The organism is Homoserinimonas sp., assembly GCF_056262345.1.
On the sequence record NZ_JBACFR010000180.1, the window covers coordinates 1 to 22,173 of the forward strand.

The window sequence follows — 22,173 nt, forward strand, 5'->3', positions numbered from 1 at the left end:
CCGCGGTGTCGCTGCCTCCAGCGCATCCCGTGAGCACGAGCGCCGCTGCGGCCAGCGCAGCGACAAATGGGGTTCTCTTGTGCATGGTCTTCCTTTCCTCGGGAGAGACGGCAAGCCGCCCCTCCATCGTGTTTCGGTCTCAGTTCGTGAGGAGCTTGGAGAGAAAGTCTTTCGCGCGGTCGCTCTTCGGATTGGTGAAGAACTCGTGCGGCGTTGCCTCTTCTACGATCTCTCCCTCAGCCATGAATACGACTCGATCTGCAGCCCTGCGAGCGAAGCCCATCTCATGAGTGACGACGATCATCGTCATACCCTCGGAGGCAAGCTTGACCATGACGTCGAGGACCTCATTGATCATCTCGGGATCTAGCGCGGAGGTCGGCTCATCGAACAGCATGACCTTGGGCTTCATCGCAAGAGCCCTGGCGATTGCCACGCGCTGCTGCTGTCCGCCGGAGAGCTGTGCCGGCATCTTGTCAGCCTGCTCAAGGACACCCACGCGATCGAGCAGTGCGCGCGCATCCGCCTCCGCCTCCGCCTTGGCCCGTCCGCGCACCTTGGTCGGCCCCAGGGTCACATTGCGAAGCACCGACATGTGGGCGAAGAGGTTGAACGACTGAAACACCATGCCGACATCGGCCCGCAGGGCTGCGAGGGTCTTGCCCTCCGATGGCAGCTCTTTGCCATCAATGCGAATCTCGCCCGACGTGATCGTCTCAAGACGGTTGATTGTGCGGCACAGCGTAGATTTTCCCGAGCCCGACGGCCCGATCACGACAACGACCTCACCCTTGTTCACCGTGAGGTTGATGTTCTTGAGCGCGTGGAAATCCCCGTAGTGCTTTTCTACGTTTTCGACGATAACCAGGGGCTCACCCGGTGCCGCAAGAATCGGATTGCTCGTTGTCTCAAACTGCGGCAAATCTCGGGCGGCCGCTGCATCGTTCGACGTCATTTTCCTAACTTAGCGCTCATGAGCGCGAGTATTGGGTAGGAAAACAGCGTTACCTAAACGTAACCCCCATTCGAGGGTGCACGAATCAGTCTGCCGAGGCCGTTCGGTGGGCAAAAGCGCTCTCGTAGAGACACACGGACGCCGCCGTCGAGAGGTTCATCGACTCTGCCCTGCCATAAATGGGAACAACGATCGCACGATCGGCAAGAGCTAGCTGCTCGTCGCTCAGGCCGCGGGCCTCGTTGCCAAAAAGCCACGCCGTCGGCTCGTCAAGTACGCCTTCTGAGCGCGCAGCGAGGAGGTCTTCTCCCTTGATGTCGGCCGCGAGGATCTGCAGTCCAGCACCCCGCACGCGTTCGCGCAGGGTCTCGAATTCTGCACCAACGGCAACAGGGATATGAAAAAGCGAACCCGTCGTCGAGCGCACAACCTTGGGGTTGTACAGGTCAACCGAACGGCCGCTGAGGATCACTCCATCAGCTCCGGCAGCATCGGCAGCCCGGATGATCGTGCCTGCATTGCCGGGATCGCGCACCTCTTCGAGGATCACAATGAGCCGGGGGAAAGCCCCGTCAGCGTCAGGCGCGAGGATGTCTTTGACCGAGGTCGGGAACTGCTTGCACACCGCCACAACGCCCTGGGGCGTCACGGTGTCTGCCATAGCATCGAGCACCTGTTCGGTGACGAACTCGATCTCTAGCCCCGCCTCGCCCGCCCCCTCGGCTATGCCGGGGTGACGGTCGAGGGCGGTGGGCGTCGCGAACAGCTCAACAAGGAGCTCCGGACGCCAGGCAAGAGCCTCGGCAACGGCCTGCGGTCCCTCCAAAAGAAAGAGCCCGGTCTCTGACCGGGCGTCTCTCTTGCGGAGCTTCGCAACGCCGCGCACACGAGGTGAACGTGGGTTGTCTAGCATGGGCCAATTCTAGGCCCGATTACTGCTTAGGCCGAAACCTTGGGGGCCGACGTGTCGGCGGGCAGTGCTGCCTTGGCCGTCGCGACGATCGCGGCAAACGTCTTCGGGTCGGTGACAGCAAGGTCAGCGAGCATACGACGGTCAACCTCGACACCGGCGATGCCGAGTCCCTGGATGAAACGGTTGTAGGTGAGGCCGTTGGCGCGCGATGCAGCGTTGATGCGCTGGATCCACAGGCGACGGAAGTCACCCTTGCGGGCACGGCGGTCACGGTACGAGTAGACCAGGGAGTGGGTGACCTGCTCCTTGGCCTTGCGGTAGAGACGCGAACGCTGGCCGCGGTAACCGCTGGCGCGCTCGAGGATTACCCGACGCTTCTTGTGGGCGTTGACCGCCCGCTTTACTCTTGCCATTTTCTCTGTTCCTTAGTTCTGAATGCGGGCGGCTCAGCGGCCGGCTTTGCCAAGAAGGCGCTTGATTACCTTGGCGTCCTGCGGCGCCAGGACCTGGTCTGCGTTCAGGCGGCGCTTGCGCTGGCCCGACTTGACCTCCAGGTTGTGGCGCATGCCAGCCTGCTGCTTCATGACCTTGCCGCTGCCGGTGACCTTGAAACGCTTCTTGGCCCCTGAGTGGGTCTTCTGCTTGGGCATTTCTCTCCTTAGTTGCTGTCGTGCTTAGTGACGCCCTGACGGGCGAAATCTGTGCGGTGGCTATTTAGACTCGGCGTCGTCGCCCGACTGGGCGTCGTCATCGTCGTCAACCTCGTCATCGAGGTCGTCTTCGTCGTGGTCATCGTGGTCGTCGTGGTCGTCGTGGTCGTCGTGCGACTCTGACCGCTCTCCACGGGCGGGCCTTGATGCCGACTTGCGAGCATCCGCCTCTGCCTTGGCCTCAGCCTTGGTCTTGAGCGGGCCGATCACCATAACCATGTTGCGGCCATCGATCGTGGGGCTGGACTCGACCGAACCCCACTCTGCGACGTCTTCAGCGAAACGCTGTAGGAGACGCACACCCTGATCGGGACGCGACTGCTCGCGACCACGGAACAGGATCATGGCCTTGACCTTGTCACCCTGCTTGAGGAAGCCCTCGGCGCGCTTGCGCTTGGTCTCGTAGTCGTGCTTATCGATCTTGAGGCGGAACCGAACCTCTTTGAGGATCGTGTTCGACTGGTTGCGCTTGGCCTCCTTGGCCTTCTGCGCGGTCTCGTACTTGAACTTGCCGAAATCCATGATCTTGGCGACGGGAGGCTTGGAGTTGGGAGCAACCTCAACCAAATCCAGGTCTGCCTCCTGGGCAAGACGCAGCGCCTCTTCGATGCGGACGACGCCGACCTGCTCGCCCCCCGGGCCAACTAGACGAACCTCGGGGACGCGGATTCGGTCATTCGTTCTGGGATCGCTGATGCGGAACTCCTCTGTAAGACATGTCTTTGCCTGGCCTGCGGCGGATGCCGTGGCGACGAGAGGAAGAATCACACCAGAGTCGACGAGAACAAATACCGCGACAACTGGCTCAGCACCCTAGCTGCCGACGCTCGCATACGCTCGCGACGGCGGGGTACCAACAACCCGGTAACCTTGAGTGTTGTAAAAACACAGGCGGTCAAGCGCGGGTGGGAGAATCTCCACTTTCGTATTCGAAACCTACATCGGTTTCGAAGCCCGCATGATTCTAGCAGAGGAATTCACATGAGCGATAGCGCGCACGACAACGGCCACCTGAACGAGATGGCCTTCGAAGAGGATGCGGCCCGCGATATCGCCGACGTACCCGCTATCGAGGTCATCAATACTGTTGCCGTTCACCTGCTGAGCGCCGCCGCCGTCAAATGCGGTCTCGCCGACGACCCCGAGAACCAGCTAGACCTGGACGAGGCCCGGAAGCTGATCACCGCACTCGCCGGACTCATCACCGCCGCGGCCCCTGACCTCTCCGACTCACACGCTCGCCCCCTGCGGGATGGCCTGCGGTCGGTTCAGCTCGCGTTCCGCGAGGCATCAGCGTTCCCCGACGCCCCGGGCAACGGTCCGGGCGAAAAGTTCACCGGCTCCGTCGTCTAGTCGACGGCAACGCCTCACTGGCGGGCTAGCGTGCTTAACCGCACCTAGCTCGCCGGGGCGAGGCGCACGGTGAGCGAATCCACCCTCGTGGCCACAACCTCGCTCGTCGACAGCCCCGTCTGGATCCTCGCCACGAGTTCGCGAAGGGCCTGAGGCTCGAGGCCCGCGCGCAGACGCAGGACCACGATCAGCTCTGGGCCGCGCAAGCGTGCATCAGGAACGCCGGGCATCAGCTCAACCGACACGACATCACCCTCGGCTCCACAGATTCGCTCGACGACTGCCGACACCTCCGGGTCGCGCCAGCACGCAACCCACGGCAGTGACTGGGCGATCGCCCACACCGCTGGCCTGCGCACGACAAACTCGGAATCGGATGTCGGGTCGAGCACGACAAGATCGGTTCCCTCATCGGCTGCCGCAAGCGCAACGCGCACAGACTCTGTCGGCACGGGACGGGCGCGGGGATTCCAGGCCTGCATGGCGGCGACAGAAGAAAAAACGGGCATAACAGACCGACCGTCGGGCCCGGCCACGGTGACGATCGCCAGATCGGCGCTCTTATCAACGGTAACTCCGCTGGCATTCTCGCCAGCCTCACCCAGGGTCGCCATCAACGGCACAAGGAGCCTCACGCTCCGCAGAGCGTCAACGACCTGTTCAGGTGTCGCCTCGCCCGAGCGGAACTGCGCGATAGCGGCCAGGAGACCGGGGTCTGCGGAGCCGTCATCATCGGAGAACGGCGTCTCACCGAAGCTTCGCCCTGCCCACGGTTGACCCGCCGAGTCCGTCAGATGAGACGGCTCGGAGTGATGCTCGTGATTCCCGTGAGCGCTCACGCGCCGGCGACGTCCAGCGCCTCGCCGAGGGTGAACGCTCCGTTGTAGAGGGCCTTGCCAACGATGGCGCCCTCGAGGCCCAGCGGCACAAGTTCACGCAGAGCGATGAGGTCATCGAGGCTCGAAATTCCACCCGAAGCAATGACGGGCTTAGGCGTGTGAGCAAGAACCTCGCGGAGGAGAGCAACGTTGGGGCCCTGCATCGTGCCATCCTTCGTGACGTCAGTGACAACGTAACGGGAGCATCCGGCGTCCTCGAGTCGCTCCATGACCGACCAGAGGTCTCCGCCCTCCTTTGTCCACCCTCGCGTTGCCAGTGTCGTGCCGCGCACGTCGAGGCCAATGGCGATAGCGTCACCGTACTCGGCGATGACGTGGGCTGCCCACTCCGGGTTCTCCAGCGCTGCCGTACCCAGGTTGAGACGTTTCGCTCCGGTGGCCAGTGCCGCCTCAAGGGAGCGGTCGTCGCGGATTCCACCGGAGAGCTCAACGTTTAGCGTGCCACGAACCTGGCGAACAACCTTCTTGATCGTTGCCTGGTTGGAGCCTCGACCGAACGCGGCATCGAGGTCGACCAGATGGATCCACTCGGCCCCCTGAGACGCCCAGGCTTCTGCGGCCGCAACGGGGTCGCCGTAGCTGGTTTCGCTACCGGCCTCTCCCCGAGTCAGGCGAACGGCCTTGCCGTCGGAGACATCAACCGCCGGAAAGAGGGTGAGGCCGGGGGTCGTATTGAACTCGCTCATCATGGACTTTCTCGGCACGAGCCGGGGCTTTCAAGATTGGGTGATGGTGCGCGACGCGCGACAAGAATCAGATACTACTCGCGTTGAGGCGAGAGCGGGACGGCTAGCGGCCGAGGGTGCCGAGCCAGTTGGAAAGCAACCGGATACCGGGCTCACCAGATTTCTCCGGGTGGAACTGAGTGGCGCTGAGCGGCCCGTTTTCCACGGCCGCAAGAAACCGCCCACCGTGGTCTGCCCAGGTCAGATGAGCAGGAGGAAACGGCGGAATGATGTCGAGCGACCAGTCGCGCGCTGCGTAGGAGTGCACGAAGTAAAAGCGCTCGTCTTCGATGCCAGAGAAAAGAGCGGATTCAGGAGCCGCCTCGACCGTATTCCAGCCCATGTGGGGAACGACAGGCGCATCGAGCTCCTCGACGGTGCCGGGCCACTCCCCCAGCCCCTCGGTGGTCTGCCCGCGTTCGATGCCTCGCTCAAAAAGGACCTGCATGCCGACGCAGATGCCCAAAACTGGGCGCCCTCCCGCCAGGCGACGATCGATCATTTCGGGCCCGTTGACGCGCGCGAGAGCATCCATAACCGCAGAGAATGCGCCAACTCCGGGAACGAGCAAACCGTCTGCCTCGGCGACAGCCTTGGCATCGGCGGTCAAGGCAACGTCGGCGCCCGCGAGTTCTAGCGCCTTAACGACGGAATGAACATTGCCGCTTCCATAGTCGAGGACGACGACACTGGGCTTACTCACCGTTCAGCACCCCACAACGTTAGGAGTTGCGGCGTCGCAGAAGAAGTCATTACGCGAGCGACCTCCGACTGAGCGAGACCCGTGTGCATTAGAGCGCGCCCTTGGTCGACGGAATCCCCGACACTCTGGCGTCGGGCTGCAAGGCCATGCGCATGGCCCGCGCGAACGCCTTGAACTCGGCTTCGGCGATGTGGTGTGGGTCGCGGCCTCCGAGAACCCGGATGTGGACCGTAAGACCCGCGTGGAAAGTAATCGCCTCGAAAACGTGCCGCACCATAGAACCGGTGAAGTGGCCGCCGATGAGGTGGAACTCAAAACCAGCAGGCTCGCCCGTGTGAACAAGAAAGGGGCGCCCAGAAACATCGACGACAGCGTTCGCCAGGGCCTCGTCGAGCGGCACCATCGCGTCGCCGTAGCGAGAGATGCCTGCCTTATCGCCCAGGGCGATTGCGATGGCTTTGCCGAGCACGATCGCGACATCCTCGACCGTGTGGTGCACGTCGATCTCGGTGTCGCCCGTAGCGCGCACCGTTAGGTCGATGAGCGAGTGCTTGGAGAAGGCAGTGAGCATGTGGTCGAAGAACGGCACGGTGGTCGAGATATCTGACGTTCCTGTGCCATCGAGATTGAGCGAAAGTTCGATGCTCGACTCGCTCGTCTCGCGGGTCAGCGTTGCGACCCTGCCCTGCTCTGCCATGGTGAATCCTTCTCTCTGCGGGATCGACACGACCGACCTCCCCGCGCATCGCGGCGGACGCCGCCTATCAAGCTTAGCGAGAGCGCTACCGCACTGCCGCTTGCGCCGAACGAAGCAGAAAACCAGGTGACCTATTCAGCGCCGAACGAGGCCCCGCCGAGCTGTTCGAGCGCCTCGAGGAAGGCCGTCGTCTCCGCCTCGGTGCCCGCCGTCACCCGCATGTGGTGAGGGATGCCGAGATCGCGGATAAGGATGTCGCGCTCCAGCAACGCCTCGAACAGGGCATGCGGCTGATGGACCCCTCCGAACAGAACAAAATTCGCGGAGCTAGGCCAGACCGTGAATCCAAGCTGTGGCAGCTCCTCCAGCAGACGGTCTCGCTGACGACGGATGTCGTCGACCATCGCCAGCATCTCTGCGGTGTGGTCAAGCGCGGCAATGGCCGCTGCCTGCGTGAGTGCGGAGAGATGGTACGGCAGGCGCACGAGGCGGAGGGCGTCGGTGACCGCAGGGTCGGCCGCAAGGTAGCCCACCCGTGCGCCGGCGAAGGCGAAAGCCTTGCTCATGGTGCGCGAGACGATGAGCCGTTCACGACCATCAAGCAGCGACAAGGCCGAGAGCTGCCCTTCCGGGGCAAACTCCGCATAGGCCTCGTCGACGACCACGATGCCCGGCGTCGCATCGTAAGCGGCCGCAATGGTCTCTAACGAGACCGGCGTGCCGGTGGGATTGTTGGGGGCGCACAGGAAAACGACGTCGGGGTTCGTCTTCTCGATCCACTCGGTGACCAACTCGGGGGTGAGCTCGTAACCGGCCGCGCGCTCCCCCGCGACCCATTCGGTGTCGGTTCCAGCAGCAATGATCGAGTGCATTGAGTATGTGGGAGGAAAGCCAAGCACGCTGCGGCCTGGACCACCGAACGCCTGGAGGATCTGCTGAAGGATCTCGTTGGATCCGTTAGCCGCCCACATATTCTCGGCGGTCAGGTCGTGCCCGACGTAGGCAGCGAGTTTCTCCCGGAGCGTCGTGAATTCACGGTCGGGGTAGCGGTTGATCGTGAGGAGTGCGGACGCGAGAGCCTCGACGATGTCGTGAGCTACGGGCTCGGGAATCGGGTGGGTGTTTTCGTTGACGTTGAGTGCGTACCGAACCTCTTTCTGAGGTGCGCCGTACGGGCTCAGGCCCTTGAGATTGTCACGGATGGGGAGATCAGCAAGAGAAGCCACTCCCCCATCTTATGAGCCGACGAGCCTGGCGGAATCTGGCACGGAGCCCGTCAGCAACCGGATACGCAGAGGGACGAGGGAATTGCCAGCTGCTGGCCGGGGAACACATCTGCGCTGGAGAGCTGGTTGAAGGCGAGAACCTCGGCGACGAAGTCGCGCGGGTCTGAGTTCGGAGAGATCTCACTCGCGATGCTCCAGAGCGATTCCCCAGCATCAACAGTGACAACGCCAACGGGCGCGCCTGTCGTGTCCGTGGCGGTCGCGATTCCGCCGTTGAGACCCAGGACGAGGGCAATACCAACGACGGGCAACGCCGCGAGCGTCGTGAAGACGACGCGACCGCGACGGGTCAGTCGCAGACGAGACCTGCCCTGCCCACCATTGGACGGGGTCGGGATAGAGGCCTGGAGTGCTGTGGTGCTCATTGTGTGCTCCTTTCGCCAGCGGCTTCTCAAACAAAGAGTTCGCTCCCGAGGTTCGGCCGGGAACCTCGGAAGCGAATCTTTGTACCGAACATATCTTCGATGAATCGCAATTTCAAGCCCAATTTCGAATAAGTGCTCAATAAACCTCGCGACACACTCGAACAAATGTTTGTTTGCAAGCCCTAAGGCGGATACAGTTTCGATTGTCTGCTTGACAGGAAAGCAGGAGCCGCCGACATTCGATCGTCACGATCGAGCGGCGGCACGAAGAATCCGGTCGCTTTATTCGCGCCGAGCTAGCGAGGAGACCATGGACGAGAAGCCTTCAACCCGCCGGCGCAAAAGCCTGAGCGAGAAGCAATTGTCGATCCTCGACTTCATTCAGCGCGAGGTCTCGACCCGCGGTTATCCGCCGAGCATGCGCGAGATTGGCGATGCCGTAGGACTCGCGTCACTTTCGAGCGTGACTCATCAGCTGGGCCAGCTGGAGCTCAGCGGCTATCTCCGCCGCGATCCCAATCGTCCGCGGGCCATCGAAATCCTCATCGACCTTCCGCAGTCCGATCGCGCCGAATCGCCATCCTCCTCTGATGCCACGCCGGCCGCTCCCATCGGCGACGCCGCAATGGTTCCGCTCGTCGGCCGCATCGCCGCCGGTATTCCGATCACGGCAGAACAGCAGATCGACGAGGTGTTCCCCATCCCCCGCCAGCTGGTGGGCAAGGGCGACCTCTTCATGTTGAAGGTCGTCGGTGACTCCATGATCGACGCCGCAATCTGCGATGGCGACTGGATCGTCGTTCGTCAGCAAAAGACGGCGGAGAATGGCGACATCGTCGCAGCGATGCTCGACGACGAAGCGACCGTCAAGGTTTTTCAGCAGCGCGACGGCCACACCTGGCTTCTGCCGCGCAACAGCGCATTCGCACCAATCCTGGGTGACTTCGCCGAGGTTCTCGGCAAGGTTGTCGCGGTTCTTCGCTCGGTCTAGCCGACCGTCGAGAACTCCCGGAGCATCGGCTCATCGTGTTCCCGCACGCGAGCCTTAACGCGCGTGCCACCCTCTTCGTATTCGGTCGACTCGATGACGGCGCGGTCGTGCAGCATGGCGACCACATCCCCGCGGTCGTAAGGGATAAGTAGATCGAGCTCGATCGACGGCGTCGGAAGCAGGTCGCTGATTCGCTCGAGAAGTTCTTCAATGCCCTCTCCCGTGCGCGCAGAGACAAAGATTCCCGTCGGCTCGAGGCCACGAAGGAGCAGACGCTGGTCATCATCCGCCAGGTCTGCCTTATTGAACGCGATGATCTCGGGGAGATCGCGGGCGCCCACCTCGCCGATGACGTCTCTCACCGTGGCAATCTGACTCGCCGGATCAGGATGAGAGGCGTCAACCACGTGCACGATGACGTCTGAGTCTGCGACCTCTTCGAGAGTCGAGCGAAACGCCTCGACGAGCTGATGCGGAAGATTCCGCACGAAACCGACCGTGTCGGTGAGCGTGTAGGGCCGACCATCCTCGGTAACCGACTTGCGAACCGTGGCGTCGAGTGTTGCGAACAACGCGTTCTCGACCAGCACACCGGCACGGGTGATGCGGTTGAGCAGGCTCGACTTGCCAGCGTTGGTGTATCCAGCGATGGCGACGCTAGGAACCTCGAAGCGATTCCGATTCGCGCGCTTTGCATCCCGAGCTGGCTTAAACTCCTTGATCTGCTTGCGCAGACGGGCCATGCGAGTGTGGATGCGGCGGCGATCGAGCTCGATCTTGGTTTCACCGGGACCACGGCTTCCCATTCCAGCACCCGCGCCACCGACCTGGCCACCGGCTTGACGCGACATCGAGTCACCCCAACCGCGCAAGCGAGGGAGAAGGTATTCGAGCTGAGCGAGTTCGACTTGGGCCTTGCCCTCGCGACTCTTGGCGTGCTGGCTGAAAATGTCGAGAATGACCGCCGTTCGGTCGATGACCTTGACCTTGATCGCATCCTCAAGCGCGCGCCGTTGGCTCGGGGCCAGCTCGCCATCGACGATAACGGTGTCCGCCCCGACTGCTGCAACCACTCCCGCGAGCTCGCGTGCTTTGCCCTTGCCAAAGTATGTGCTGGGGTCAGGAGTCGCACGCTTCTGCAGCAAACCGTCGAGAACGACGGCTCCTGCCGTCTCTGCGAGGGCAAAAAGCTCGCGCATTGAGTTCTCGGCATTCCGAAGGTTGCCCTGTGAGTAGATTCCGATGAGCACAACCTGCTCAAGGCGCAGCTGGCGGTACTCAACTTCGGTAACATCGTCGAGTTCGGTCGAAAGGCCGGCTACTCGGCGGAGCGCCTCGCGATCTTCCCGGTCGAGCTGCTCTCCGTCGGTGTCGTCCGAAGGCGCGACGGAATTTTCTTGGAGCGCCTGCGCTCGTCCACTTGAGAAGATGGTGTATCCGGACGAGCGCTGAGCAGCGCCCGCCAAAACACGCTCGATGACGTCATCGTCATTGCGCTTCTCTGATTCAGCTTCACTCATTGGGTTAACCCTAGCCCCTTGGTTTTCGATAGGTTTCTCTGCATGTCTAACGAGCACTACTTCTCCGCCCTGCCGGAAAGTGAGCTCAAGCTCCGCCCGATCACGGTGACCCTCGCTGGCCAACAGCGAACGCTTACGACGGCATCCGGAGTCTTCAGCCCTGACCGACTCGACGTCGGCACACACGTGCTGCTCAACAACACCCCACCCCCGCCGCCGGGAGGAAACCTGCTTGACCTTGGCTGCGGATGGGGCCCCATTGCCCTCACAATGGCCCTGGAATCGCCTCGAGCCACCGTATGGGCCGTGGATGTGAATGAGCGCGCTCTCGACCTTGTGCGGCGAAATGCGGCCACTCTCGGCCTTACCAATGTCAACGCCGTCCTGCCGGGAGATGTTCCCGACGACGTGACATTTATGGGCATCCGCTCAAACCCACCCATCAGGGTCGGCAAGAGCGTGCTCCACGACATGCTGTTGCATTGGTTGCCGCGCCTTGAGCACAACGCCGACGCCTGGTTGGTCGTGCAGCGAAACTTGGGATCCGACTCGCTGCACCGCTGGATGGAATCGGCTCTGCCGGGAGATTTCAGCATTACGCGGGCCGCGACAAATAAAGGCTTTCGCGTACTACGAGTACGCCACCGCTGAGCAACGGGCACTATCCACCGCCGCCTCAAGGCTCGGCCGAGCTAGACGCTGAGGTCGCCCTCAAAGACGAGCGTGGCCGGGCCGCTGAGCGACACATGCTCTCCGTCCTCTGCTGCCCACATTCGAACGCCGAGAACCCCGCCAGGAACCTCGACTCGCCAGTTGTTGGGGGCCGAGGGTCCCGCCCAGTGACGCGTTGCCAGCGCGGCAGCAGCGGCACCCGTGCCGCAGGAGAGAGTCTCGCCGCTTCCGCGCTCGTGCACGCGCATCGTTATCTGCCCCACGCCATCTTTGACTAGGGGGTCATGAGGCACGACAAACTCGACATTGGCCCCCTCTGGAGCAGCCGGATCGAGGATCGGAATGACCGTGAGGTCGGCGGCCGCGAGCTCCTCCAACGACGACAGGGCAACGACGACGTGAGGGTTGCCGACATTGATGCCGAGGCCCGGACGCGCGACGGCGACGTCCTTTGCCCGCACAAGCGGGTCGCTGCCATCAAGCTTCCAGCGCCCCAGGTCGACCTGGAAGCCGCGCTGGTTTCGCTGCAAATCGCGTACTCCAGCCCTGGTGCCCACGGTGAGGGTCTCTGTTGGGCCGAGCTCCACGAGTCCCATCGACGTGAGGTACTCAGCGAAGACGCGGATGCCGTTGCCGCACATCTCCGATGGTGAGCCGTCGGCGTTGTGATAATCCATAAACCACTCAGCGGCGCCGTCCTCGGCCAGTGCTGCCGCCCCTGCGTCGAGGTTGGCGGATCGCACGGCCCGAATGATTCCGTCCGCTCCCACGCCGAACCGCCGGTCAGCGACAGCGGCGAGCTGCGCGGCCGAAAGCTCGATCTCGCCCTCTGGATCGGCGAACAGCACGAAGTCATTGCCCGTGCCGTGGCCCTTGGTGAAGTGGATGTCAGGCATCCGTCAAGGATAGTTGGCGGCGGCTTGGTCTTCTGCCGTAGACATACGGTCGGCCGCGAGGCCGTGAGTGTGAGCAGCGGGATTCAGTGCGGCGCTCAGCGCATCGTCGACGAGAGATGCGGAGTTGTAATCGAGCCAGATCGCGGTGCGATAGCGCCGGAACCAGCCGACCTGCCGACGCGCATACTTGCGGGTGAGGGCCCTCGTGCTCTCGATCGCCTCGGCCTGAGAGAGCTCGCCGCGGATCTGGTCAATCGCCTGCGCGTAGCCAATGGCGCGCCGGGCCGTGACCCCCTGCTCGAGCCCGAGTGCCATAAGCCGCTCGACTTCCCCGAGCAGGCCTGCATCCCACATGCGCTCAACTCTGGCGTCGAGTCGGGAGACCAGCTCGTCCCTCGGGGCCTGCAGCGCAATGATGGACGTTCTCGGCCACCACGGGGCATCTTCGGGAAGGCCAGCGCCGAAGGGCTCCCCCGTGATCTCAATGACCTCCAACGCGCGAACGATCCGCCGGGCGTTATGGGGGCCAATCGAGGCCGCGGCCGCGGGATCCCGCTGCTTGAGCTGCTGAAAGAGCATTCCGGGGCCCTGCTCGGCAAGCTTCTGTTCGAGCGCCGCGCGCACCGAGGGATCGGTGCCGGGGAACCGGAAATCGAACAGCACAGACGAAATATAGAGGCCAGACCCGCCCACCATGATGGGGACCGCGCCGCGAGCAACGATGTCGCCGATCAGAGCCCGCACCTCGTGCTGGTAACGCGCGACGCTCGCTTCTGCTGTGACATCGAGCACATCGAACATGTGATGGGGAATACCCCGGCGATCCTCTTCGGCAAGCTTGGCCGTGCCAATATCCATGCCACGATAGAGCTGCATGGCGTCGGCGTTGACGATCTCTGCGGAGCCGCCATCCGCGCTGATGCGCTCGGCTATCGCAAGCGACAACTCGCTTTTGCCAGTGCCTGTCGCGCCGGCGACGACGACGAGCGGAGTGTGCTCAGCGCTCGCCATCGGTCACGTCATAGATGGGCATGGTCGCGACGCGAGGCGGCGTCGTGCCAGACCCGATGCGGAGCGTTGGCACGCCCAACGAGACACGGCCAGGAGTCGATTCTCCCGAGGGGGACGGGGTGCCACAGGACGCTGCCTGCGCGAGATCCCAGGCATCTCCCGACCGGGTTCGCCGGATGCTCGGGGTCGCGCCGGGTGCCGGGTCTGCAATGACGTAGAACGGCTTGGCATCAGAAACGGTCACGGTGACAACGTCGCCCGGCCGCGGGATGTCCGAGCCCTCAGGCAACGAGAAATGCACGAGTCTGCTGTCTTCTGCACGACCGGAAAGCCTGTGGGTCTCGGCGTCTTTTGTGCCCTCAGACGAAACCATGACCTCGACAGTGGTTCCGACGAGCTTCTGGTTCTCTTCCCACGAGATGCGATCCTGCAGCGCCACGAGACGCTCGTAGCGCTCCTGGACGATCTCCTTGGGGATCTGGTTGTCCATGGTCGCGGCCGGAGTACCGGGGCGAATCGAGTACTGAAAGGTGAACGCGGTCGCAAAACGCGCCTGCTCCACGACTCTCAGTGTCTCTGCGAAGTCTTCTTCGGTCTCGCCGGGGAATCCCACAATGATGTCTGTGGAGATTGCAGCGTTGGGGATCTTGGCCCGCACCCGTTCGAGGATGCCGAGGAAGCGTTCGGAGCGATAGCTGCGGCGCATCGCCTTGAGGATGCGATCGGAGCCGGATTGCAGCGGCATATGGAGTTGCGGCATCACGGAGGGCGTCTCCGCCATCGCGTCGATAACGTCGTCGGTGAACGCGGCGGGGTGCGGACTGGTGAAGCGGATTCGCTCGAGGCCCTCGATCTCGCCGACCGCTCGGAGGAGCTTGCTGAATGCCTGGCGGTCGCCGAACTCCACGCCGTAGGAGTTGACGTTCTGACCGAGAAGCGTGACCTCGATCGCGCCATCCTCGACGAGGGCCCGCACCTCAGAAAGGATGTCTCCCGGGCGGCGGTCTTTCTCGTTGCCGCGAAGGGCTGGCACGATACAGAACGTGCAGGTGTTGTTGCAGCCTACGGAGATGGAAACCCAGCCGCTGTGCGTCGACTCGCGCCTCGTGGGAAGGGTCGAGGGGAAAACTTCGAGCGACTCGAGGATCTCAAGCTGAGCCTCCCCGTTGTGCCTGGCGCGCTCGAGGAGTGCAGGAAGAGACCCCATGTTGTGGGTGCCGAACACGACGTCCACCCAGGGAGCCTTCTCCAGGATGACGTTCTTGTCTTTCTGCGCGAGGCAGCCGCCGACCGCGATCTGCATCCCCTCATGGCGTCGCTTGATCGACGCCAACATGCCGAGGTTGCCATAGAGCTTATTGTCGGCGTTCTCCCGAACAGCGCAGGTGTTGATCACGACGACGTCTGGCTCGGTATCGATCGCTCGAACGTAGCCAGCCGCCTCGAGTGAACCGCTGAGCCGCTCAGAGTCGTGGACGTTCATTTGGCAGCCATAGGTGCGCACCTCGTAGGTGCGCGGAAGCTGCTCTTGGGCGAGCATGGGGGATGGTGCAACGGTCGTCATGATGGAGAACAGCCTAACGCTCCCCGCACCCGGCGCCATGTGTGAACGCCTGGTCGGAGCTATCGAAACCTGACTCCCCCGCCGTCACCCGATGGGCCCCCGGGAGAGCTGCCACGGGGGTGCGACCCGCCGAGGGCATGATCGACTGAGTCGCGCACGACGGCTGAGCTATAGCCTCGACGCAACATGAACGACGTGAGTCGACGCTTGGCTGTCTCTTTGTCGTAGCGGCTCAGCTGCGAAGCACGTTTCTCGGCAATTTCGAGGGCACGCTCGCGCTCGTCATCCGCATCGAGCGCCTCGATCGCGACGTCGATGATCTCTTGATCGATATGGCGGCGCCTCAGCTCACTGATGATCGATTGACGGCCGAGGCCTTTTCGCTCGTGCTGCGTGCGCACGAGCGTCTCGGCGAGGGCCGCATCGTCGATAAGCCCTACCCCCTCAAGGCGGTCAAGCTCATTCGCGATTGCATCGTCATCGAGATCGCGCGAGCGCAATAGCTTTTCGAGCTCCCAGCGCGACATGTTGCGCCGGGTCAACCCGGCGAGACTGACATTCTCGGCACGCCGGGTCTTCTTGTTAGAGAGACCCTTCGACTCTTCACCTTCGGTGGAGTCGGTGGAGTCAGTGGAGTCAGTGGGGCTGGTGAGGGACGGATCGCTGACGAGCGAATCGGCAGTGCTCGCGGAGCCGACCCCGGGAGCCGCCCACGCTCCGGGGAGGTAGCTCACGGTTGCGAGGTGTTCCTCCCCAGAGTGTGAAGCGGTTGTCATGATCAGCCAGCCTTGCGGGTCGATGCCTTCGTCGCGGGAGCCTCAGCCTTAGCTTTGGTCACCACGGGAGCCACAGCGTTCGGGTCCTTAGTGATCCCGAGCTTGACCTTGATCTTCTCTTCGATCTCGTTGGCGACGTCGGCATGCTCGATGAGGTAGCGGCGGGAGTTCTCTTTGCCCTGTCCGAGCTGGTCACCGTCATAGGTGTACCAGGCACCCGACTTGCGGACGATCTCGTGTTCGACACCGAAGTCGAGAAGGCTGCCCTCCCGCGAGATGCCCACGCCATAGAGAATGTCGAACTCGGCCTGTTTGAACGGCGGAGCCATCTTGTTCTTGACGACCTTGACACGGGTGCGGTTTCCCACAGCGTCGGTGCCCTCCTTGAGGGTCTCGATGCGACGAATGTCGAGACGAACCGAGGCGTAAAACTTGAGCGCCTTTCCACCGGCGGTGGTTTCGGGGCTGCCAAAGAAGACACCAATCTTCTCGCGAAGCTGGTTGATAAAGATCATCGTGGTGTTGGTGGTGTTGAGGCCACCCGTGAGCTTGCGAAGCGCCTGAGACATGAGCCTGGCCTGGAGACCGACGTGGGAGTCTCCCATCTCACCCTCGATCTCGGCACGCGGTACAAGTGCCGCAACCGAGTCGATGACGATGAGGTCAATCGACCCGCTTCGAACGAGCATGTCGGCAATTTCGAGCGCCTGCTCGCCTGTATCGGGCTGCGATACCAGGAGGGCATCGATATCGACACCGAGCGACTTGGCGTACTCGGGATCGAGAGCGTGCTCTGCGTCAATGAATGCCGCGATGCCGCCGGCGCGCTGAGCGTTGGCAATGGCGTGAAGGGTCAGCGTGGTCTTTCCCGACGATTCGGGGCCATAGATCTCGACGATGCGGCCACGCGGGAGCCCGCCAATGCCCAGGGCAACATCCAGCGCAATCGACCCCGTCGGAATCACCGCGACAGGTGCTCGCTCATCGCTTCCGAGGCGCATAACTGAGCCCTTGCCAAACTGCCGGTCAATCTGCGCGAGAGCGGTGTCTAGTGCCTTCTCGCGATCAGCTGCTGATGCCATTTCGTAGCTCCTGTCATGTGCACTTCCGGATAGCACCGGGGAGTGACGGGGTGATGTGCCTGTCTTCTGTCGCGTGCTGCTCGACCGATGAAGCAAGGTCGGACCGCCTACGACAAGGCTGGGTTGACGGCGTATGCCAGCACGTCAGACAGTAGAAGGCACCACCGACATCAGGATGTCGGCGAGGCGCATCGGTGCATGACCTGTTTCGATTGCCGCTGGTGAGGAGCCTACTCCCACCCGAACACATGTTCGAAGAGCTTCGTGCCGCGTGTCGAAAAAATGCCCGAGAAAGAAAGAAAGAAATAGCGAAATAAGCGATGGGTTGGTCTACCGACCTACGTTAGCTCCCTTATCAGGGCTCGCGAAGGAGGCCGACTCCATACCAGCGCTCTTCTGGCACATCGGATGCTCGGCAGATAGCAATCCATACGTCACGGGGGTCCTGGCCCGCAGCGATCGCCTCATTGGCTGTGAGGCCGCCACACTCTGTCAGCGAAAGATCCTCCGCGAGCAGCGCGGAATACGCATCACCAAACTCATCGGCCATGGCGATGCGAAACTCACTCAGGCGCAACGGAACCCCATCGATCGAGAAAGAAGCCGAACGAATCGACTACCGAACAGCCATTCCTGCGTCGACACCGGTGCCGATGGAGCGGTCAAAGCCACTCGTGAAACCGCGGCCGAAGGACGACCCGAAATCTTCGGGAACCGTGTCGGGAATGACGTGGAGGCCTTCAATGATCGCCATGCGATCACCGACCTCATGCATGATTACGGAAATGGGGGTATCGAGAGCCTCGGCAACCGAGGCAAGAATCTCGGAACTGGCCTCTTTCTGGCCACGCTCGACCTCGCTCAAGTACCCGAGAGCAACGCTGGCGCGGCTAGCGACCTGACGAAGGGTCTGACCCTTCTGCAGACGGAAGTCCCGCAGAACGTCCCCGATCTCCTGTCGTACGAGAACCATTGGACCCTCCCCTGTCAGTGCTAAAAAACTCTGGCGTGTAAGAAACTCTAGCTAGCCCAGTCTGGGCGGCGCTTGTGAATCTAATGCTTGTAACACGATCGTAGCGAGCCCTATTCCCGGCATTGCGCCATCCCTCAGGATTCAATCACCCTGGCCAGGACCGCGGCGAGCACCGCGTCGACGACCTGGGACCGAATCGAGGCTCTGTCACCGACGAGCTCAAGAGCGATTACCCGCACGTCTGCGCCGACAGCGATTCCCACGAACACCGTGCCGGGAGGATGCCCGTGCTGGGGGTTGGGCCCGGCGACGCCCGTCGTGGAGATGCCGATGTCCGCGGCCTCGCCACCCACCGCAAGGACCTCGCGCACTCGCGATGCCATTTGGGCCGCGACATCGGGGTGCACGGGCCCATGCACGTTGAGAACAGCAGAATCAACTCCGAGCAGCGAATGCTTGAGCTCTGTGTTGTAGGCGACGATTCCCCCGAGAACCGCAGCCGAAGCGCCGGGAACATCGATGAGGCGGGAGACGACGGCGCCGCCCGTGAGGGACTCGGCAACGGCAACGGTGAGCCGCCGCTCGAAGAGCTCGCCCATGAGGCGTTCGGCGGATGTCACACGACCTCCTGGTGACGAATGGCCTTGACGAGATAGTCGATTCCCGAAACAACCGTGGCGATGACGGCCGCAGCCATCAGCGCTCCGTTGACCCAGAGCATCCAGTCGCCCAGAACTACCCAGAGTGGAAAGAGATAGAAAGCAATCGCTACGGCCTGAAGAACAGTCTTGAGCTTGCCCCCGCGGGAGGCAGGAATGACGCGATTACGCAGCACGGCCATACGGTAGGCGGTGATGCCGAGCTCACGCACGAGGATGATCGCCGTGACCCACCACGGCAATTCTCCGATGATCGAGAGACAGACCAGGGTGCCCCCGATGAGGAGCTTGTCGGCGATGGGATCGAGGATCTTGCCGAAATCTGTGACGAGGTTGCGGCTGCGCGCAATGTGCCCATCGATTCCGTCGGTTCCGATCGCGACGACGAAGAAGATAGCCGCGACCCACCGCAGCGGACCAAGGTCGCCGTTGTCGACCAGGAGCATCCAGAACAGCGCCGGCGCCATGAAGATGCGCACGATCGTGATGATGTTGGGCACATTGAGGATGCTGGAGGGGGTGTCTCCTGCGCGCCAGACTCGGCCGCGCATCCAGGTGGGGAGGTTCAGCGGTCTACTCCCTGTCGGTTAGTTGCCAGGCATCCTCATTGGGAGCCTCGTCACTGTCATCGTATCCGCTTGTCATCTGAGCAACCGGGTCGCCGCTGTAGCGATCGTCGGCAGGCGCTGCAGCGGAGGCGGCCGCGGCGGGAGCGGGGCTGCCGTTCGACGGGCTTGAGGACTGCGGAGACTCGTCACCGCGCAGGCTCGCGAGCACGCCCGGCAACTGCTCGGGACTCACGAGAACGTCGCGAGCCTTTGAGCCCTCAGACGGACCAACGATCTCGCGCGCCTCGAGCAGGTCCATGAGCCGACCAGCCTTGGCAAACCCGACCCGGAGCTTGCGCTGCAGCATCGACGTTGACCCGAACTGGGTGCTGACCACGAGCTCTGCCGCGGCGAGGAGAACCTCGAGGTCGTCGCCGATGTCGCTGTCGATCTGCTTCTTCTCGGCCACCGCGGCAACGTCGTTGCGGTACTCGGGCCTGGCCTGCGCCGTGACGTGCTTGACGACGGTGTTGATCTCGTCTTCGCCGACCCACGCGCCCTGCACGCGGATGGCCTTGGAGGCTCCCATCGGCAGGAAGAGTGCGTCTCCTTGCCCGATGAGTTTGTCGGCACCGGGCTGGTCGAGGATGACGCGGGAGTCGGTCATGCTGCTGACGGCGAATGCGAGCCGGCTCGGTACGTTCGCTTTGATGAGGCCGGTTACGACGTCAACTGACGGGCGCTGCGTCGCCAAAACCAGGTGGATCCCGGATGCTCGGGCAAGCTGCGTGATGCGCACGATCGAATCTTCGACGTCTCGAGGGGCGACCATCATGAGGTCGGCCAGCTCGTCGACGACGACGAGGAGGTAGGGGTAGGCCTTGAGCTTTCGCTCGCTGCCCGAGGGCAGCACGATCTCTTTCGCCACGACGGCCGCGTTGAAGTCGTCGATGTGTCGATAGCCGAAGCTCGCCAGGTCGTCGTATCGCATGTCCATCTCTTTGACGACCCAGGCCAGAGCCTCCGCGGCCTTTTTGGGGTTCGTGATGATGGGCGTGATGAGGTGCGGGATTCCGGCGTACGGAGCAAGCTCGACCCGCTTGGGGTCGATCAGAACCATGCGCACCTCTGACGGCTTAGCCCGCATGAGAAGCGACGTGATCATCGAGTTGACGAAGCTGGACTTGCCGGAGCCGGTCGAACCGGCGACGAGAAGGTGAGGCATCTTGGCCAGGTTGGCCACGACGAAGCCGCCCTCGACATCCTTGCCGACACCGATGGTCATGGGGTGACGACTCGTCGTGCTCTCGCGCGAGCGCAATACGTCGCCGAGTGACACGATCTCGCGATCGGTGTTGGGGATCTCGATGCCGATCGCGCTCTTGCCCGGGATCGGAGAGAGGATGCGAACCTCGTTGCTCGCCACCGCATACGACAGGTTCTTGCTCAGCGCCGTGACGCGCTCAACCTTGACACCGGGGCCGAGCTCAATCTCGTACCGCGTGACCGTTGGGCCTCGGCTGAACCCCGTAACGCGGGCGTCCACAGAGAACTGCTTGAGAACCTCGGTAATGGCGGCGACGATATCGTCGTTGGCCTGCGATCGTGACTTGGGCGGGGTGCCCTGCTTGAGCGCGGTGGCCGCTGGCAGTCGATAGGGGGCGTGAGGAAGCTCTGGCTCGGCCTCAAACTCGCCCTGCTGGCCCTTGCCCGATGCGGAATCGGCGAAGCCAGGGAGGAGGTCGTCAACGAGCGGCTGGCCGTCGTCACGGATGCCGGTGCCGGCGCCGACGACGGGCTCGACTTCGCCCGTGAAGCGCTTGACGGCGTCTTCTGCCCGGGTGAGCTCCTCGATGAGTTCAACGCCGAAGTGAGCGTCATCCTCTGCTTCAGGTGCGGATGCGATGACCTCTGTCGCGGCGGAGGGCGCGAGCACGGGGCTATCGAACGCGGGATCGACCTCCCGCTGAGTCTTGTTGCGTCGCCACCACGGAAGCGTCGCAGCCTCCTCCGGATCGATGCCGATGTCGTCGAAGTCGCCGAACTCCACAGACGACTCCGTGGCGGCCGCCTTCTCGCGTTCGGGAAGCGTCTCGCCAAACAGGTAGGCGTAAAGCTCGCGGAGTCGGCGGCCAATGCGATTCGGCGGCGTCTTGGTAATGATGAACAACGACAGCACGAGCACGAGCACGATAATCGGCACGGCCCCCCAGGGGGTGAGCACAAGCACAAGTGGTGCCGCAAGTACCCATCCGAAGACGCCGCCGGCTATCGCAAGCTGTTCCATGCCGTCCGCCGGGTTGGGCTGCCCTCCCGCGATGTGGCACAGCGCGCTGACGGTAATGAGAAGCAGCACGAGACCGATTCCGATGCGGCCGTTGTCGTGAACGGATGCAGGGTGGCGAAACAGCCAGATGGCGAACAGAAGCATGACGACCGGCAGCGCATAAGCCACTCGGCCGAAGAGCCCGCCGAAGGTCCACGCGTCCAGCGTGATCGCCACAGCATCGTTGGGGTTAAACCACTCGACGATGGCGCCGACAATCGCCAGCAAAAAGATGAGAAAGGGAACCCCGTCGCGTCGCTGGTCCTTCTCCAGGGACTCTCGCCCGAACAGCCGTGCGGCACCCCCGACAACGTGGGCCATGCCCATCCATGCCGCCGTGAGGAGGCCAGGCCTCGATTCGGGAGCTGCAACCGCCTTGGGAAGTACCTTCGTCGCTTTTGTCGTTCCCTTTGAGGAGGGTGTCGAACCGCGCGACGACGTGCGCGCGCGCGACGACGCCTTGCTGTTCGTAGCCATGCGACAACGCTACCTGCGCGCACCGACACAGGGTGGTTAGCGGAGCGCGTGTCCGATCCAGGCGCACCGCAC

25 protein-coding genes are annotated in these 22,173 nt (G+C 62.9%); 3 read left to right on the top strand and 22 right to left on the bottom strand.

Annotated features, from left to right (window positions below; translation table 11 throughout):
• Positions 1-139: 139 nt before the first annotated feature.
• The 5 genes from AC062T_RS08875 to infC form a co-directional block, all read right to left on the bottom strand.
• A complete protein-coding gene (locus AC062T_RS08875; protein ID WP_476029242.1) occupies positions 140-955 on the bottom strand; it encodes an amino acid ABC transporter ATP-binding protein in 816 nt (271 codons plus the stop codon).
• Between the two features lie 85 nt (positions 956-1,040).
• Positions 1,041-1,868 carry a TrmH family RNA methyltransferase gene (locus tag AC062T_RS08880; RefSeq protein WP_476029244.1) on the bottom strand — a complete coding sequence of 276 codons (828 nt, stop codon included), beginning with the start codon at positions 1,866-1,868 and terminating at the stop codon, positions 1,041-1,043.
• A 26-nt stretch (positions 1,869-1,894) separates the two neighbouring features.
• A complete protein-coding gene (gene rplT, locus AC062T_RS08885) occupies positions 1,895-2,281 on the bottom strand; it encodes a 50S ribosomal protein L20 (RefSeq protein ID WP_108515909.1) in 387 nt (128 codons plus the stop codon).
• A 33-nt stretch (positions 2,282-2,314) separates the two neighbouring features.
• Positions 2,315-2,518 carry a 50S ribosomal protein L35 gene (gene rpmI / locus AC062T_RS08890; RefSeq protein WP_108515907.1) on the bottom strand — a complete coding sequence of 68 codons (204 nt, stop codon included), beginning with the start codon at positions 2,516-2,518 and terminating at the stop codon, positions 2,315-2,317.
• Between the two features lie 60 nt (positions 2,519-2,578).
• On the bottom strand, positions 2,579-3,343 hold the full coding sequence (gene infC, locus AC062T_RS08895; RefSeq protein WP_476029315.1) for a translation initiation factor IF-3: 765 nt from the start codon (positions 3,341-3,343) through the stop codon (positions 2,579-2,581).
• Positions 3,344-3,559: 216 nt separating this feature from the next.
• Here infC and AC062T_RS08900 point away from each other — a divergent pair, with 216 nt between their 5' ends.
• Positions 3,560-3,931 (top strand): DUF1844 domain-containing protein, encoded by a 372-nt coding sequence (locus tag AC062T_RS08900; protein WP_108515905.1) that lies wholly within the window; start codon positions 3,560-3,562, stop codon positions 3,929-3,931.
• 44 nt (positions 3,932-3,975) lie between these two features.
• Here AC062T_RS08900 and AC062T_RS08905 read toward each other — a convergent pair whose 3' ends face one another.
• The 6 genes from AC062T_RS08905 to AC062T_RS08930 all read right to left on the bottom strand — a co-directional run bounded on the left by AC062T_RS08905 (position 3,976) and on the right by AC062T_RS08930 (position 8,606).
• Positions 3,976-4,770, bottom strand: coding sequence for an SseB family protein (locus tag AC062T_RS08905; protein ID WP_476029248.1), 795 nt, complete (start codon positions 4,768-4,770; stop codon positions 3,976-3,978).
• Positions 4,767-5,516, bottom strand: a complete 750-nt coding sequence (gene priA, locus AC062T_RS08910) for a bifunctional 1-(5-phosphoribosyl)-5-((5-phosphoribosylamino)methylideneamino)imidazole-4-carboxamide isomerase/phosphoribosylanthranilate isomerase PriA (protein ID WP_108518803.1) — start codon at positions 5,514-5,516, stop codon at positions 4,767-4,769. Before priA ends, AC062T_RS08905 begins: the two co-directional genes overlap by 4 nt.
• A 103-nt stretch (positions 5,517-5,619) precedes the next feature.
• Positions 5,620-6,258, bottom strand: a complete 639-nt coding sequence (gene hisH, locus AC062T_RS08915) for an imidazole glycerol phosphate synthase subunit HisH (protein WP_476029250.1) — start codon at positions 6,256-6,258, stop codon at positions 5,620-5,622.
• 88 nt (positions 6,259-6,346) lie between these two features.
• A complete protein-coding gene (gene hisB / locus AC062T_RS08920) occupies positions 6,347-6,955 on the bottom strand; it encodes an imidazoleglycerol-phosphate dehydratase HisB (protein ID WP_476029252.1) in 609 nt (202 codons plus the stop codon).
• A gap of 131 nt (positions 6,956-7,086) precedes the next feature.
• Positions 7,087-8,181 (bottom strand): histidinol-phosphate transaminase, encoded by a 1,095-nt coding sequence (locus tag AC062T_RS08925; protein ID WP_476029254.1) that lies wholly within the window; start codon positions 8,179-8,181, stop codon positions 7,087-7,089.
• 50 nt (positions 8,182-8,231) lie between these two features.
• On the bottom strand, positions 8,232-8,606 hold the full coding sequence (locus AC062T_RS08930) for a LysM peptidoglycan-binding domain-containing protein (protein WP_476029256.1): 375 nt from the start codon (positions 8,604-8,606) through the stop codon (positions 8,232-8,234).
• Positions 8,607-8,916: 310 nt separating this feature from the next.
• On the opposite strand from AC062T_RS08930, the gene lexA reads away from it, so the two are divergent.
• Positions 8,917-9,597, top strand: a complete 681-nt coding sequence (lexA, locus tag AC062T_RS08935) for a transcriptional repressor LexA (RefSeq protein ID WP_476029258.1) — start codon at positions 8,917-8,919, stop codon at positions 9,595-9,597.
• Here lexA and hflX read toward each other — a convergent pair.
• Complete coding sequence (gene hflX / locus AC062T_RS08940; protein ID WP_476029260.1) at positions 9,594-11,117, bottom strand: GTPase HflX; 1,524 nt, start codon at positions 11,115-11,117, stop codon at positions 9,594-9,596. The genes lexA and hflX overlap by 4 nt on opposite strands.
• A gap of 42 nt (positions 11,118-11,159) precedes the next feature.
• On the opposite strand from hflX, the gene AC062T_RS08945 reads away from it, so the two are divergent.
• On the top strand, positions 11,160-11,768 hold the full coding sequence (locus AC062T_RS08945; RefSeq protein WP_476029262.1) for a class I SAM-dependent methyltransferase: 609 nt from the start codon (positions 11,160-11,162) through the stop codon (positions 11,766-11,768).
• 41 nt (positions 11,769-11,809) lie between these two features.
• Here AC062T_RS08945 and dapF read toward each other — a convergent pair whose 3' ends face one another.
• The 10 genes from dapF to AC062T_RS08995 form a co-directional block, all read right to left on the bottom strand.
• Positions 11,810-12,685 carry a diaminopimelate epimerase gene (gene dapF, locus AC062T_RS08950; protein WP_476029264.1) on the bottom strand — a complete coding sequence of 292 codons (876 nt, stop codon included), beginning with the start codon at positions 12,683-12,685 and terminating at the stop codon, positions 11,810-11,812.
• A gap of 3 nt (positions 12,686-12,688) precedes the next feature.
• Complete coding sequence (gene miaA / locus AC062T_RS08955; protein WP_476029266.1) at positions 12,689-13,696, bottom strand: tRNA (adenosine(37)-N6)-dimethylallyltransferase MiaA; 1,008 nt, start codon at positions 13,694-13,696, stop codon at positions 12,689-12,691.
• Entirely contained in the window at positions 13,683-15,260 is a 1,578-nt protein-coding gene (miaB, locus tag AC062T_RS08960) for a tRNA (N6-isopentenyl adenosine(37)-C2)-methylthiotransferase MiaB (RefSeq protein WP_476029268.1), read from the bottom strand. The genes miaA and miaB overlap by 14 nt, the downstream gene beginning before the upstream one ends.
• A gap of 59 nt (positions 15,261-15,319) precedes the next feature.
• A complete protein-coding gene (locus AC062T_RS08965; RefSeq protein WP_476029270.1) occupies positions 15,320-16,036 on the bottom strand; it encodes a regulatory protein RecX in 717 nt (238 codons plus the stop codon).
• 2 nt (positions 16,037-16,038) lie between these two features.
• Positions 16,039-17,118 carry a recombinase RecA gene (recA, locus tag AC062T_RS08970; RefSeq protein WP_108515885.1) on the bottom strand — a complete coding sequence of 360 codons (1,080 nt, stop codon included), beginning with the start codon at positions 17,116-17,118 and terminating at the stop codon, positions 16,039-16,041.
• Between the two features lie 355 nt (positions 17,119-17,473).
• Positions 17,474-17,695, bottom strand: coding sequence for a DUF3046 domain-containing protein (locus AC062T_RS08975; protein WP_476029273.1), 222 nt, complete (start codon positions 17,693-17,695; stop codon positions 17,474-17,476).
• Between the two features lie 39 nt (positions 17,696-17,734).
• Positions 17,735-18,091: a helix-turn-helix domain-containing protein gene (locus tag AC062T_RS08980; RefSeq protein WP_476029275.1), complete on the bottom strand. Its 357-nt coding sequence runs from the start codon at positions 18,089-18,091 to the stop codon at positions 17,735-17,737.
• 134 nt (positions 18,092-18,225) lie between these two features.
• Positions 18,226-18,711, bottom strand: coding sequence for a CinA family protein (locus AC062T_RS08985; RefSeq protein ID WP_476029277.1), 486 nt, complete (start codon positions 18,709-18,711; stop codon positions 18,226-18,228).
• The gene (gene pgsA, locus AC062T_RS08990) at positions 18,708-19,301 is read right to left on the bottom strand and encodes a CDP-diacylglycerol--glycerol-3-phosphate 3-phosphatidyltransferase (RefSeq protein WP_476029279.1); all 594 of its coding nucleotides are present in this window, start codon (positions 19,299-19,301) and stop codon (positions 18,708-18,710) included. The genes AC062T_RS08985 and pgsA overlap by 4 nt, the downstream gene beginning before the upstream one ends.
• Before the next feature lie 22 nt (positions 19,302-19,323).
• The gene (locus AC062T_RS08995; RefSeq protein WP_476029281.1) at positions 19,324-22,101 is read right to left on the bottom strand and encodes an FtsK/SpoIIIE family DNA translocase; all 2,778 of its coding nucleotides are present in this window, start codon (positions 22,099-22,101) and stop codon (positions 19,324-19,326) included.
• Positions 22,102-22,173: the final 72 nt, after the last annotated feature.